Source organism: Cellulomonas sp. HZM (assembly GCF_000708885.1).
Lineage (GTDB): Bacteria > Actinomycetota > Actinomycetes > Actinomycetales > Cellulomonadaceae > Cellulomonas.
Genome location: NZ_JEOE01000003.1, coordinates 1 through 13,207, shown reverse-complemented (window position 1 = coordinate 13,207; position 13,207 = coordinate 1). Strand labels below are relative to the sequence as shown.

Below are 13,207 nucleotides of genomic sequence, written 5' to 3'. Positions count from 1 at the left end.
CCCGCCGAGTGTCGCTCCCAGGACCGCCGCGATCCGCGGGCATCATGGCCGCAGCATGACTGAGACGTTCCAGCCCGTGGTCCCCACCACGACGACCTCGACGACGCCGACGACGGCGCCGGTCACAGCCGTCGTCGTCACCCGGGGTCTCACCGAGTACCTCCCGACGACGCTCGCGGCGCTCGCCGGGCAGACGCGACGCCCGCTGCGCGTCGTGCTCGTCGACGTCGCGGACCACGCCGGCTCCGCTGGCCCCGACAGGCGCCTGGCCGACCTCCTGGACTCCGCCGTGACCGCCGCGGGCGGCCACCCCCGCCCCATGCTCGTCACCGTCGCGGCGCCCGGTGTGCGCACGTTCGGCGCCGCGGTGCGCCGCGCGCTGGCCGACGGCGCGGAGGGCGACGGCGTCCCGGCGACCTGGCTGTGGCTCCTGCACGACGACAGCGCACCCGAGCCCACCGCCCTCGCCGAGCTCGCCCGCGCGGTCAACCTCGCCCGCTCGGTGGGCGTCGCGGGCGTCAAGCAGAGCGCGTGGGACGATCCCGACCGGATCCTCGAGGCGGGCGTGCGCACGTCGCGCTCGGGGCGCCGGATGACGGGCGTCGAACCGGGTGAGCTCGACCAGGGGCAGCACGACGCGCGCGACGACGTGCTCGGCGTCGGGCTCGCAGGGGCGCTCGTCCGTCGCGACGTGTGGGACGCGCTGCGTGGCACCGACCCCGTGCTCGGCCCGTTCGGTGACGGTCCCGAGCTGTCCCGGCGGACGCGCCTGGCCGGTCATCGCGTCGTGGTCGTCCCGAGCGCCGTCGTGCGCCACGCGCAGGCGTCGTTGCGAGGTACGCGCTCGGGTGCCGAGCCCGACGAGCGACGCTCCTACCGGGCGCGTCGCAGGGCACTCGTGCACCAGCGGCTCGCCGGTGCTCCGCTCCTGCTGCTGCCGGTCGTCGCGGTGCTCGCGCTCGCCGTGGGCGTCGTGCGCAGCCTCGTGCAGCTCGCCGCCAAGCAGCCCGGCCTCGCGGTCGACGAGCTGCGAGCCCCGCTCGAGGCGCTCGCGCGGCCCGTCGCGGTGGTCCGCGCGCGTGCCGCCGCTCGTCGGACCCGCGTGCTCCCGCGCCGCACGCTGCACCCGCTGCAGGCGACGTGGGCGGACGTGTGGCGCCAGGCTCGTGATCGTCAGCTCGCGCGGGCCGAGGCACGGAAGGTCGTGCGCGCGCCGAGCGAGCTCGAGCGGCGAGAGCTCGCGGCGATCACGACGCGCCGCCGCGTGACGCTCGGCGCGGTCGCGCTCGTGCTCGCGCTCGTCGCGGTGGTCGCCCTCGGTCCGCTCGTGTCGGCCGTCGCCGGCGGTGCGCGGCTCGTCGGGTCGGCGCTCGCGCCCGCCACGTCAGGACTTGGCGCGCTGTGGTCGGCGGCGACGTCCGGCTGGGTCGCGGACGGGCTAGGCGCGCCCGGCCCCGCCGACCCGCTGCTCGGGATGCTCGCGGCGCCGTCGGCGGTCGTGGGGGGACGGACCGGGGCGGTCGTCGCGTCGCTCGTGCTCGCGGCCGTGCTGCTGGCCGGGCTCGGCGCGTGGGCCGCCGCCGGTGCCGCGACGCGGTCGACCGGGGTGCGTGCCTGGGCCGCCGTGGTCTGGGCGGGAGCGCCCGCGCTGCTGCTCGCGGTGGGCGACGGGCGGCTCGGGCCGGTCGTCGCGCACGTCGCGCTCCCGTGGGTCGCGCTCGGCGCAGCCCGGGCGGTGGGCGTCCAGCGCGTCGACCAGGTGCTGTCCGGTCTCGCGACGGCGAGCCACGAGGACGGCGACGTCGACGTGCGCCGGGAGGTCGAGGTGGGCCGGGAGGTCGAGGAGGCCGACGTCGTCACGCCTGCTCGCGGCGTCGCGGCGGGACTGCCGGACGTCCCCGGACCGCGTCGGCCCGGCGACGCGACCGAGGACGGCGCCGGTGCGATACCTGCGGGGGCCGACGACCACGCGGCCGCTCGCGCAGAGGGTTTGCTGGTCGGAGCGCCCGACCCCACGGGCTCGATCGCCGCTGCGGCAGGCGCCGCGCTCGCGTTCGTGCTCGTCGCGGTCGGTGCACCGGTGCTCGCACTTCCCGCGGCCGCCGCACTCGTGGTGTGGGCCCTGTGCGCCCCTCGCGCTCGCGGTCGGCTCCTGCTCGTGCCGGTCCCGGCGCTCGTCGTGCTCGGCCCGACGCTCGTCGAGGCCGCGAGCCGAGGCGCCGCGGGCTGGCGCCTGCTCGTCGCGGGCCCCGGCGTCGCGACCGCCGCCGACACCGCCGGATCCCTGCAGCGACTCCTCGGGGTGCCGGCCGACGCGTCCGCTGTCGTGCCCGGCTGGGCCTCGTCGGTCGCGGAGGTCTGGCCGCTCGCGCTCGGCGGCGTCGTGCTCGTCCTCGCGCTGCTCGCGCTGCTGCGGGGGGCGCCCTTCGCACGCGCTGTGCGCGTCGCATGGGTCGTCGCGGCGATCGGCCTCGGCGTCGCGACGCTCGTCGCGCGCGTTCCCGTCGGGACGCAGGACGGCGCCGTGGTGCACGGCTGGACCGGGTCTGCGCTGTCGCTCGCGGGAGCCGGTCTGCTGGCGGCGGCGGTGCTCGGGACGGACCGGCTCCAGGATCGTCTCGGGAAGCGCAGCTTCGGCTGGCGCCAGCCGGTCGTCGCGCTCGTCACGGTCGTCGCGGTTCTCGTGCCCGTCGCGTGGCTCGGCGGGTGGGCGTGGGAGGCGCGGACGGGGGACGCCGTCGCGCTCGGGACCCTCGACGACCCCGTGGTGCCCGCGGTCGGCCAGCAGGCACAGACCGGCCCGGACCGTTCGCGCGTGCTGGCGATCGCGGCCGAGGCCCGGCACCCCGGTGCCGGCCCTGCCGTGAGCTGGCAGCTGTTCCGGGGAGACGGGCCGCAGCTCGTCGACCAGGCCGCGGCCGTGAGCACGCGCGCCCTGGGCGACGACCTGACGTCCGTCGCCGTGGCGAGCCCCGATGCCGCGACGAGCGAGGTGCAGGACCTCGTCGCGCGGCTCGTCGCGGGTTCCGCGCAGGACGCGGCACCACCGCTCGCGTCGCTCGCGGTGAGCGACGTCCTCGTGCCGCCCGCGCGTGGCGGCGACGCGGCTCGCCGTGCGCGCGACGAGCTCGTCGCGCGCCTCGACGCGACCGACGGGCTCGAGCGCGTCTCGCAGGGGGCGGCCGGGACGCTGTGGCGTGTGCAGGACTCGTCGACCGACGTCGTCACCGCGTGGGCCAGGACCGTGCAGCAGGGTGAGCAGCCCTCGCCGGGGCTTGGCAGCCCGGTGCCGGCGGGGGACCGGGACGTCGACACCCGTGTGCCCGCCTCGACCTCGGGACGCACGCTCGTGCTCGCCGAGCGCGCCGACGCGCACTGGCGGGCATGGCTGGACGGCCGTTCGCTACGCGCGGTGGACGCGGGGTGGCGCCAGGCGTTCGACCTCGGCTCCTCCTCAGGGCACCTCGTGGTCCGCTACGACGCGCCGCAGCGAACGCCGTGGCTCGTCGCGCAGGGCGTCGTCCTGCTCGTGACGGTGCTGCTCGCGGTGCCCGTGCGCCGCCGTCGGGGGGTGCGCGCATGAGCCGCGGGTGGATCGGGCGCGGCGTACGCGTCGTGTCCGGCATCGGGGTCGTCGCGCTCGTCGGTGCCGCGGTCGCCGGAGGGCTGCGGCTGCCGCCCGCCGAGCCGTCGACCGCGGCGGACGGCACCGCGGTCGACGTGCCGCCGTCGGCTGTCGCGCTCACGTGCCCCGGGCCCCTCGTGCTGCCCGAGGCAGGCAAGGGCGACGCCGCGTTCCAGCCCGTTCCCGTCGCGCCGGTGACGTCGGTGCTCGCCGCCGCGACGTCGTCGGCCGGTGGCACGCTCGTCCCGCTCGGCGGTACCGCGACCGTCGGCACGCTCGCGCCCGGTTCGGCCGTGGTGGGCGTCCCGGGGGTGCGTGTGCCGCTCGTGCTCACGGCCCGTGCGGGTGAGGACGCCCCGCGCGCGACGGCGGCGTTCGGTTCGGTCGTCACGGCCGGGGACCTGCGAGGCCTCTCCGCGGCGAGCTGCCAGGCGCCGACGACCGACGCGTGGCTCGTCGGCGGGGCGACGGACCTCGGCAGCACCGACCAGCTGGTGCTCACCGCGGCGGGTGCGACTCCCGCGGAGGTCTCGGTCGACGTCTACGGGCCGAGCGGCCGCGTCGACACCACCGCGGACCACTACGTCGTCGCGCCCGGAGCGAGCAAGACCGTGGTGCTCGCCGCTGTCGCACCCGAGCAGCGGCGGCTCGTCGTGCACGTGAGCGCCTCGGGCGGTCCCGTCACCGCGTACGTCCAGGACAACCGCCTCGACGGGTTCACGCCCAAGGGGACGGACCTCGTGGTGGCGGGGCAGGACCCCGCCCGGCGACAGGTCCTCGCAGGCGTGTCCGTGGTCGCGGCGGGGGTCGACGACCCGCTCGCCGGCCAGCTGCGCCTCATGGTGCCGGGCTCGAAGGGGACCACGGCGCACGTCCAGGTGCTCGGGCCCGACGGGCTGACGGACCTGCCCGGTGCCGCATCCGTCGACCTCGACGCGGGGCAGGTCACCGACGTGCCTCTCGGGGGGCTGCCGGCGGGCACGTACACCGTCGTCGTCGACGCCGGTCGTCCGGTCGTGGCCGGTGCGCTCGTCGCGCGGGCCGGCGCACCGACTGCCACGGACCCCGACGCGAGCGCCGAGCGCGCGTGGGTCGCGTCGTCCACCGCAGGTCAGGGTGGCACCGTCGCGGTGCCCCCCGGGACGCAGGGCACGCTCGTGCTGGCCGCGGTCCCGACGACGGCGACCGACGCGCCCACCGGGAACGCGACAGGCACGCTGCGGACGATCGGCGCGAGCGGCCGGGTGGTCGCCACGCGAACCGTGAGCCTCGCGGCCGGTCGCACCGCGACGTGGGCCGCTGACGCGCTCCTCGGGCAGGGAGCGCTCGCGCCCGGTGCGCGGCCCGCGGCGACGCAGGATCACGTCGTCGCGGTGGACCTCACGACCGAAGGGGCGGCGCCCGTGCGGCTCGCGTGGGCGCTCGTCGCGCAGGTGCAGCGCCCCGACGGTGTGCTCGTCTCGGTCCTGCGACCCACGTCGCAGGCGGCGGACGCGTCGAGCGTCACCGTGCGTCGGGACCCCCGGCTCGGGACCGAGGACTGAGCACGACTGAGCACTGCTGAGCACCGAGTCACCGGGAACCGCGCGTCGGAGGGCCGGTCGTCCGGTTCCCCGGCGCGGACGTGACCGTCAGAGGTCGCCCAGCTCCGGGTCGATCTCCTCGGGCGAGCGACCGAGCATGTGCGCGACCTGCTCGACGACCACCTCCCGGACCAGGTCCGCGAGGTCGAGGTCGTCCGACGCTCGCTGCTCGACCGGGCGCCGGTAGACCACGACGCGCGCGGGCTGGCCCGCGTCCGCGGGGAAGTACCGACCGAGCGGGACGCCGCCGTGCTCCCACGGTGCGGGGTTCGAGGGCGGCACGTCCTCGACACCGAACTCGCTGCCCTCGAGCTGCCGCGCCCACCGGCGCTCGACCCGCTCGACGGCGTCGAGCACGAGGTCGTCGAAGCGCTCGGCACGCGTCCGGTAGGCCGGGGTGCTGCTCGGCATGAGCGGGCCGCGCGGGCCGCGGCCGCGACGGTCCCGACGCCGCACGGGCTGCACCGACGCCGACGCCGCAGCGAGCCCCGTCGCGGGCGTCCCGGTGCCGCGGCGCGACAGGAAACCCCTGCGCGAGGGCTCGTCAGACGTCACGCGACGAACTCTAGCCAGCGTCGCGGTGCGCGTCCGCGCGGCTCGTCCGGCGCGCCCGGGGCGCCGTGTCGGTGCGCGGGGGTACCTTCTGCGGGTGAGAACCGTCCGGCAGTGCTCGCGCACCGCGTGCGGCCGCCCCGCCGTGGCCACCCTGACGTACGTGTACTCGGACTCGACGGCGGTCCTGGGACCGTTGGCGCAGCTCGCCGAGCCGCACTCGTACGACCTGTGCGTCGAGCACGCCGAGCGGCTCACCGCGCCGCGCGGGTGGGAGGTCGTCCGGCTCACGCCCGACTTCGAGCCGGCGGCTCCGAGCACCGACGACCTGCTGGCGCTCGCCGACGCGGTCCGCGAGGCAGGTCGGCCGCGTGTCGAGCCGGAGCCCGCCGCGCTCACCGAGGCGCCGCGTCGCGGGCACCTGCGCGTGCTGCGGGGGGAGGGCTGATGGCTCGGCGTCGCCAGGGTGGGCGGGGGGACCAGCCGGCCGAGCCGCTCGGTTCGATGAGCCAGGCCACCGGGCCTCTCGTCGACGGGACCAAGGTGTGTGCGCGGTGCGGCTCGTCCGACGTGACACGGATCCGCATGGCGCTGCGCGACGGACGACCGGCGGTGTTCGTCTCGTGCAAGGCGTGCGAGCAGACCAACTGGTTCGCGCTCGGGGGGGACGGCACGCCCCTGGACCGCTCCGAGGTGCTCGGTCCCTGACGCGCGCACGCGCCTAGAGTGGGCGCCGACGACACGACGGCACGACGGACGGGGACCAGGGATGAGCAGCGGCGTGAACCTCGAGCAGTGGGCCCGTGACCTCCTGCGCTGCCCCGTCACGGGTGCCACCCTCGTCGACGGCGTCGACGAGGACGGTGAGCCCGTGCTCGTCTCGACGCACCCGACGGACCCGCGGACCTACCCCGTGCGTGACGGCATCCCGGTGCTGCTCGTCGACGAGGCGCGGTAGCCCCGCCCGGGAGTCACCGGCGGCGGCTACGCTTCCGTGCGACCCACGGACGGAAGGCGGCACATGGCCCACGAAGGCGGCACGAGAGCGATCGTCGCGGCGCTCGGAGCGAACCTCGGCATCGCGCTGACGAAGTTCGTCGCGTTCCTGCTCACCGGCTCGAGCTCGATGCTCGCCGAGGCCGTGCACTCGTTCGCCGACTCGGGCAACCAGCTCCTGCTGCTGGTCGGCGGGCGCCGGGCCAAGCGTGCGGCGGACGAGGAGCACCCGTTCGGGTACGGGCGTGAGCGGTACGTGTACGCGTTCATCGTGTCGATCGTGCTGTTCACCCTCGGTGGCCTGTTCGCGCTCTACGAGGCGTACCACAAGTGGCACGACCCGCACCCGATCGAGTCGTGGAAGTGGGTGCCGGTCGTCGTCCTCGTGGTCGCGATCTGCCTCGAGGGCTTCTCCTTCCGCACCGCGATCCACGAGTCGAACCGCACGCGCGGCTCGCAGTCGTGGGTGCAGTACGTCCGCACCGCGAAGGCGCCCGAGCTGCCGGTGGTGCTGCTCGAGGACTTCGGGGCCCTCATCGGCCTCGCGCTGGCGCTCGTCGGCGTGGGGATGACCCTCGCGACCGACGACGGGCGCTGGGACGCGGCCGGGACCGCGGGCATCGGCGTGCTGCTCGTCGTGATCGCGGTGGTGCTCGCGCTCGAGACCAAGTCGCTGCTGCTGGGCGAGTCGGCCGGGACACGCGAGGTGGCCGCGATCAGGTCGGCGCTCCTCGGTGACGGCGTCACCTCCGTCATCCACCTGCGCACGCTGCACCTCGGGCCCGAGGAGGTGCTCGTCGCGGCGAAGATCGAGGTCCCCGCCGCGGACACCGCGGCCGAGGTCGCGGCGGCGATCGACGCGGCCGAGCAGCGCGTGCGGGCCGCCGTGCCCATCGCGCGCGTCATCTACCTGGAGCCCGACCTGCGCCGAGCCTGACCTGCGCCGAGCCTGACCCGAGCGGCCTCGGCCGGCGAGCCGCAGGGCCGTCAGTCCACCGGGTCGGGCACGCCGTGCGGCAGGCGCCGCACGCCCGCCGCGTCCCGCTCGTCGCGCGCGGCGTCCTGAGCAGCGATCCGCAGCTCGGTGTCCCGCCTGACGGCCAGCACCGCGGCGAGGAACTCCTCGGGGTGCGCACCGATGGGAGGCGGCGGCTGCACGTATCGGCCCACCTCTGCGGTGAGCCGCGACCCGAGCTCGACGCGCGAGTGCTGGTGCAGCATGTGCGCCCTGGACAGGAACTGGCGCACGGCGAGCGCGAGCCCGTCGGGCAGCCGGCCCACCTCGGCGGTGCGCGACCACGCCCACAGGTACGCGGGGACGCCCGGTAGGGCGCGCGCGACCTTCGCTCCCCGCACCCGGATGGCGTACGTGCCGGCCAGGATGTCGCCGACGCGCTTGCCCTTCGGGTGCACGATCGAGCAGATGATCGCGATCGAGCCGAACGTGATCCACAGCTCGACGATCCCGGTCAGCGCGCGCACGAACGACTGGCGGAACACCACGGGGCCGCCGTCGTCGCGCACCACGCGGATGCCGGCGACGAGCTTGCCGAGCGACCGCCCGCGAGTGAGCGTCTCGACGGTCACGGGAAGAACGACGAGCACCGTCACGATCAGGACGATCGTCAGGATGCGCGCGGCCGAGCCCGACGGGTTCCACTGCAGGAGGCTGTTGGCGACGATGGTGCCGACGAGCAGCACCGCGAAGATCGCGACGACGTCGATGAGCCCGGCGAGGATGCGGGACGGGGCAGAGGCGGCGTGCGTGTCCAGCACGACGCCCTCGCCGGTGAGGATGCCGTCCGTGACCACGTGCGCAGACTAGCCGCTGGCGGTCGTCGCAGGTGGCAGGCTGTGCGCCATGGACCTCGACGCCTACCAGCTGGTGCACGGCCCGTCGTGGCAGCGCCTCGACGAGCTGTCGCGCCGCCGCCGCCGCACGGGTGCCGAGGCCGACGAGCTGGTGCGGCTCTACCAGTCGGCCGCGACCGACCTCTCGGTGATCCGGTCCGCGGCACCGGACCCCGAGACGCTGATGCGGCTGTCCCAGTCGGTGGCCCGAGCGCGCGCCGCGATCGCGGGCACCCACGAGCCCGCGTGGCGCGACGTCACCGGTTTCGTCGTCGTGACGCTGCCGGCGGCGCTGTACCGGATCCGGTGGTGGACGGTCGGGGTGATGGTCGTCTTCCTCGCGCTGTCGGTCACGGCCGGGTGGTGGGTCGCGACGAACCCCGACGCGCTGGCCGCGATGGGGACGCCGTCGCAGCAGCAGGAGTACGTGGACAAGGCGTTCGCGTCCTACTACGACCCCGGGATCGGCTTCGCGGCGACGGTGTGGACCAACAACGCGTTCCTCGCGGCCCTGTGCGTCGCGTTCGGGATCACGGGGATCGGGCCTGTGTGGTTCCTCGCCCAGAACGCGATCCAGGTCGGTGCGATCGGCGGCATGATGGCCGCGCACGACCGGCTGGGGATCTTCCTGCAGCTCATCGCCCCGCACGGGATGCTCGAGCTCACGGCTGTCTTCGTCGCCGGCGCCGCGGGCCTGCGCATCTTCTGGGCGTGGCTCGCCCCCGGTCCGCGCCCGCGGGGGCGCGCGCTCGCGGAGGAGGGGCGCTCGCTGTTCACCGTCGCGATCGGGCTCGTCGGGGTGCTCGCGGTGTCGGGTCTGATCGAGGGCTTCGTGACCGGCTCGGGCCTGGCCTGGTGGCTCAAGATCGTGACCGGCGCCGTCGCGCTCGCGGCCTTCTGGACGTACACGATCGTGCTCGGCGGTCGGGCCGTGCGCGCGGGTCACACGGGCGACCTCGAGGAGGACCGCGCGGGCTACGTGCTCGCCACGGTCGGCTGACCGCGCAGCCCGGGGTCGGGGCGAGGGTCAGCCGACGACCACCTCGTGCTCGGCCGCGTCGTCGGCCATGAAGCGCACGACCTCCCAGGCCTCCTGCTCGACCTCGCGCCGCCCTGTGGACGTCGGCGGCCGGAACGGCGTGACGACGAGCGTCGCGAGCTCACGCCCGCGTGCGACGCTGGTGCGCACGATCCGCCAGGAACCCGCGACACGGCCGTCGTGCAGGAACGTCCCCGGCAGGACGCCGTTGGGTGACTGCAGCGTGCGTCGGTCGTCGTCGGCGAACACGCGCGTGCGGTCGGCGTGGGCGAGCAGCGCGTCGTCGTAGTCCGGCAGGAACCGCACGGGCGCGGGCGTCTCGCCGTCGGGGCGCGGGCCGTCCGGGACGTCGAGCACCTCGCGTGGCCGGACCTTGCCGGGACTCGGCTCGGCGACGAGCCGCACCACGCGGTCGCCCAGTCGGTCGACGACCGCGCGCAGGCCGGTCAGCCCGGACCACGACTGCACGTCCGCGACGCTCGCCGGCCCGTAAGCGGCGAGGTACCGCAGCACCAGGTCCTCCATGGCGGCGTCGAGCGCGTCGCCCTCGAGCACCGGTGCCGGCCGCCCGAGCCACGACCACGCGGTGGTCCACGTCGTCGCCCCCGACCGGCCCCACACGCCGCGCGGGGGCACCTGGACCATCGGCAGGGTGCCGCGTGCCGCGTACGCGAGCGTCGTCGGCGGCACGTCCGGCCACACCTGTGCGAGCAGGCGTCCGAGCTCGGTGGTGACCCGCGGCCGCTCCTCGACGAGGGCACGCGCGGCGCGGGTGACGTCCGGGACGTGCACCGTCCGCAGCGCTGCTGAGTGCGCTGCGTTGACGAGCAGGTCGCGCGCGTGCAGCGGGGCGGTGAGGACCGGCAGCAGCAGCGCGTCGTCGGCCGTGACGAGGTGGATGGTGCCACGCTGCACCCCGATGCGGGCCACGGTCCGCGCCTGGAGGGCGTCACCGAGCTGCGCGTGCGTGAATCCCCGGACGCGGCTGAACAGCGCCAGGTACGGCGACCAGGCGTTCTGGGCCTGGAGCCCGACGAGCTCGCGGACGACGGTCTCGAACGGGGCGTCCGTGCGTTCGAGCAGGTGCTGACGTGCGAGCAGTGCACGCGAGAGCTCGGAGGCGGTCAGGACAGGGAGTGCGGCCACGGGGCTCCCGGTGCGTGTCGTGCGAGAGGCGAGCTCGGTCGTCGCGAGCCTACGGACGACCTCCGACATGCCGCGGGAGGGGCTCCCCGGACACCACGTCTAGAGCCGTCCTGCGGCCTTCAGCGCGAGGTACGTGTCCGCGAGCCGCGGCGCGAGGTCGTCGGGGAGCGCGTCGACCACCTCTGCACCGCGCTGACGCAGCCGCACGCCCACGGCCGCGCGCTCGAGACCGGCCCGTTCGGCCGCCGCCGCGTCGAACACCGCCGTGACGTCGTCGCGAGCGCGCGCCATGGCCTCGACCTCGGGGTCGGCGACAGAGGCGACCACCACCTGATGGCGCTGCGTGAGCTGACCGACGACGCCGAGCAGCCCGTTCTCCACGGCGGCGGGCTCGAGCGCCGTCAGCAGCACGACGAGCGCGCGCTGGCTCGTGCGCTCGCGTACCTGGGCCACGAGCGCCGGCCAGTCCGTCTCGACGAGCGCGGGGTCGACCGTCGCGAGGGCGTCGGCCATCGCGGGCATGAGCCGCGCGCCGGTCGTCGCCGCGACGCGTGCGCGCACGCGCCGGTCGAACGCGAGCAGCTCGACGCGGTCGCCCGCGCGCGCGGCGAGCGCCGAGAGCAGCAGCGCGGCCTCGATCGACGCGTCGACCCGAGGCGCGTCGAGCACGCGGACGGCCGAGGTCCGGCCCGTGTCGAGCACGATGACCACCCGCCGGTCCCGCTCCGGTCGCCAGGTCCGCACGACGACGTCCGCGCGCCGCGCCGAGGCGCGCCAGTCGATCGAGCGCACGTCGTCGCCGATGACGTACTCGCGCAGCGAGTCGAACTCGGTGCCCGGACCGCGGACCTGGACGGCCGAGCGGCCGTCGAGCTCGCGCAGCCGCGCGAGCCGGCTCGGCAGGTGCCGCCGGGAGGCGAACTCGGGCAGCACCCGCAGCCGGGCCGGGACGTCGAGCGACGCCTGGCGCGCGGCCACGCCGAGCGGCCCCATGCTGCGGACGGTCACTGCAGCCGCGTGCGCGTCGCCCCGCCGCGTCGGGACCAGTCGCGTGCGCAGGCGCACGCCCTCGTCGCGCCGGACGTCGACGGCGTGCCGCTCGCCGACCGCACCCGTCGACGGCGGCCACGCGTCGCGCACGAGCGCCCGCAGCCGCCGTCCCGAGACGTTCGTGACCGTGAGCTCGCACGTCGTCGGCTCGCCGAGGCGAACCGCGCCCGGGACCGAGCGGGCGAGGCCGACGCGGCGCGGCGAGGCGGCGAGCGCGACGTCGACGAGGCACACGAGCAGCACGACGAGCGCCCACAGCAGCACCGTCCCGCCCGAGGGCACGACGAGGACCGCCGGGATGCCGAGCGCGGCCAGCAGCACCGCGCGCCAGGTGACCGCCACCGTCAGCGGGGGACCGGCACGGTCGCGAGCACCGTGTCGAGCACCGACTCAGTGCTCACGCCCTCGAGCTCGGCCTCGGCGCGCAGCTGCACGCGGTGGCGCAGCGTGGGGTGCGCGAGCGCCTTGACGTCGTCGGGCGTGACGTAGCCACGGCCCGAGAGCCACGCCCACGCGCGGGCGGTCGCGAGGAGCGCCGTGGCACCACGCGGCGAGACCCCGAGTGCGAGCGACGGCGACGTGCGGGTCGCGCGGCACACGTCGACCACGTACCCGAGCACCTCGCGCGCCACCTGGACGCGCGCGACCTCGGCGCGCGCACGCTCGAGCGTGGCGGCGTCGGCGACCGGCCGCACGCCCGCGCCGCGCAGGTCGCGCGGGTCGAAGCCGCCGGCGTGCCGTGCGAGCACCTCGACCTCGTCGCCCCGCTCGGGCAGCGGAAGCACGAGCTTGAGCAGGAACCGGTCGAGCTGGGCCTCGGGCAGCGGGTAGGTGCCCTCGTACTCGACCGGGTTCTGCGTCGCGACGACGACGAACGGGTCCGGCAGCGGCCGCGGCGTGCCGTCGACCGACACCTGTCGCTCCTCCATCGCCTCGAGGAGCGACGCCTGCGTCTTCGGGGGCGTCCTGTTGATCTCGTCGGCGAGCAGGAGGTTGGTGAACACGGGTCCGGGCCGGAAGGAGAACTCCGCGGTGCGCGCGTCGTACACCAGCGAGCCGGTCACGTCGCCGGGCATGAGGTCCGGTGTGAACTGGACGCGCTTGGTGTCCAGCGCGAGGGCCGACGACAGCGTGCGCACGAGCAGCGTCTTGGCCACGCCGGGCACGCCCTCGAGCAGCACGTGGCCGCGGCACAGCAGCGCGATGATCAGGCCCGTCACGGCCGCGTCCTGGCCCACGACCGCCTTGCCGACCTCGGCCCGGACCGCGGCGAGCGCCCCGGCCCCCGAGCCGCGCCCCCCCCCCGCCCCGGTCCGGGCCGCGGTCGGCAAGGCGGGCGTGGGCCCGGACGCGGCCGGGGCGGGG

12 protein-coding genes are annotated in these 13,207 nt (G+C 76.1%); 7 read left to right on the top strand and 5 right to left on the bottom strand.

Annotation, left to right across the window (positions count from 1 at the left end):
* The first annotated feature begins 55 nt into the window (after positions 1-55).
* Together AW16_RS0102880 and AW16_RS18320 are read left to right on the top strand one after the other, a co-directional pair.
* On the top strand, positions 56-3,583 hold the full coding sequence (locus AW16_RS0102880; RefSeq protein WP_029288048.1) for a glycosyltransferase: 3,528 nt from the start codon (positions 56-58) through the stop codon (positions 3,581-3,583).
* Positions 3,580-5,169 (top strand): DUF5719 family protein, encoded by a 1,590-nt coding sequence (locus AW16_RS18320; protein WP_029288047.1) that lies wholly within the window; start codon positions 3,580-3,582, stop codon positions 5,167-5,169. The genes AW16_RS0102880 and AW16_RS18320 overlap by 4 nt, the downstream gene beginning before the upstream one ends.
* A gap of 87 nt (positions 5,170-5,256) precedes the next feature.
* On the opposite strand, the gene AW16_RS0102870 is transcribed toward AW16_RS18320, so the two are convergent.
* On the bottom strand, positions 5,257-5,763 hold the full coding sequence (locus AW16_RS0102870) for a metallopeptidase family protein (protein WP_369794751.1): 507 nt from the start codon (positions 5,761-5,763) through the stop codon (positions 5,257-5,259).
* Between the two features lie 94 nt (positions 5,764-5,857).
* Here AW16_RS0102870 and AW16_RS0102865 point away from each other — a divergent pair, with 94 nt between their 5' ends.
* The 4 genes from AW16_RS0102865 (at position 5,858) to AW16_RS0102850 (ending at position 7,693) form a co-directional block, all read left to right on the top strand.
* Positions 5,858-6,208: a DUF3499 domain-containing protein gene (locus AW16_RS0102865; RefSeq protein ID WP_029288043.1), complete on the top strand. Its 351-nt coding sequence runs from the start codon at positions 5,858-5,860 to the stop codon at positions 6,206-6,208.
* Positions 6,209-6,264: 56 nt separating this feature from the next.
* Positions 6,265-6,468 carry a hypothetical protein gene (locus AW16_RS0102860; RefSeq protein ID WP_231495928.1) on the top strand — a complete coding sequence of 68 codons (204 nt, stop codon included), beginning with the start codon at positions 6,265-6,267 and terminating at the stop codon, positions 6,466-6,468.
* A 61-nt stretch (positions 6,469-6,529) separates the two neighbouring features.
* Positions 6,530-6,718, top strand: coding sequence for a Trm112 family protein (locus tag AW16_RS0102855; RefSeq protein ID WP_029288040.1), 189 nt, complete (start codon positions 6,530-6,532; stop codon positions 6,716-6,718).
* A gap of 63 nt (positions 6,719-6,781) precedes the next feature.
* A complete protein-coding gene (locus AW16_RS0102850; RefSeq protein WP_029288038.1) occupies positions 6,782-7,693 on the top strand; it encodes a cation diffusion facilitator family transporter in 912 nt (303 codons plus the stop codon).
* Positions 7,694-7,743: 50 nt separating this feature from the next.
* On the opposite strand, the gene AW16_RS0102845 is transcribed toward AW16_RS0102850, so the two are convergent.
* The gene (locus AW16_RS0102845; protein ID WP_029288037.1) at positions 7,744-8,568 is read right to left on the bottom strand and encodes an RDD family protein; all 825 of its coding nucleotides are present in this window, start codon (positions 8,566-8,568) and stop codon (positions 7,744-7,746) included.
* A 49-nt stretch (positions 8,569-8,617) separates the two neighbouring features.
* Here AW16_RS0102845 and AW16_RS0102840 point away from each other — a divergent pair, with 49 nt between their 5' ends.
* Positions 8,618-9,607, top strand: a complete 990-nt coding sequence (locus AW16_RS0102840) for a stage II sporulation protein M (RefSeq protein WP_029288035.1) — start codon at positions 8,618-8,620, stop codon at positions 9,605-9,607.
* Positions 9,608-9,634: 27 nt separating this feature from the next.
* Here the strand turns inward: AW16_RS0102840 and AW16_RS0102835 are convergent, their stop codons facing one another.
* From AW16_RS0102835 to AW16_RS0102825, 3 genes are all read right to left on the bottom strand, one after another.
* Positions 9,635-10,792, bottom strand: coding sequence for a winged helix DNA-binding domain-containing protein (locus AW16_RS0102835; RefSeq protein ID WP_029288033.1), 1,158 nt, complete (start codon positions 10,790-10,792; stop codon positions 9,635-9,637).
* Between the two features lie 99 nt (positions 10,793-10,891).
* Positions 10,892-12,184 carry a DUF58 domain-containing protein gene (locus AW16_RS0102830; protein WP_029288031.1) on the bottom strand — a complete coding sequence of 431 codons (1,293 nt, stop codon included), beginning with the start codon at positions 12,182-12,184 and terminating at the stop codon, positions 10,892-10,894.
* 2 nt (positions 12,185-12,186) lie between these two features.
* Positions 12,187-13,207, bottom strand: a 1,021-nt coding sequence (locus AW16_RS0102825) for an AAA family ATPase (protein WP_369794749.1), incomplete at its 5' end; no start/stop codon positions are given.

Excerpts from the sequence above, each read along its gene's own strand:
- AW16_RS0102880 (WP_029288048.1), top strand. The coding sequence starts at position 56 with ATGACTGAGACGTTCCAGCCCGTGGTCCCCACCACGACGACCTCGACG.
- AW16_RS18320 (WP_029288047.1), top strand. The coding sequence starts at position 3,580 with ATGAGCCGCGGGTGGATCGGGCGCGGCGTACGCGTCGTGTCCGGCATC.
- AW16_RS0102860 (WP_231495928.1), top strand. The coding sequence starts at position 6,265 with ATGAGCCAGGCCACCGGGCCTCTCGTCGACGGGACCAAGGTGTGTGCG.
- AW16_RS0102855 (WP_029288040.1), top strand. The coding sequence starts at position 6,530 with ATGAGCAGCGGCGTGAACCTCGAGCAGTGGGCCCGTGACCTCCTGCGC.
- AW16_RS0102850 (WP_029288038.1), top strand. The coding sequence starts at position 6,782 with ATGGCCCACGAAGGCGGCACGAGAGCGATCGTCGCGGCGCTCGGAGCG.
- AW16_RS0102840 (WP_029288035.1), top strand. The coding sequence starts at position 8,618 with ATGGACCTCGACGCCTACCAGCTGGTGCACGGCCCGTCGTGGCAGCGC.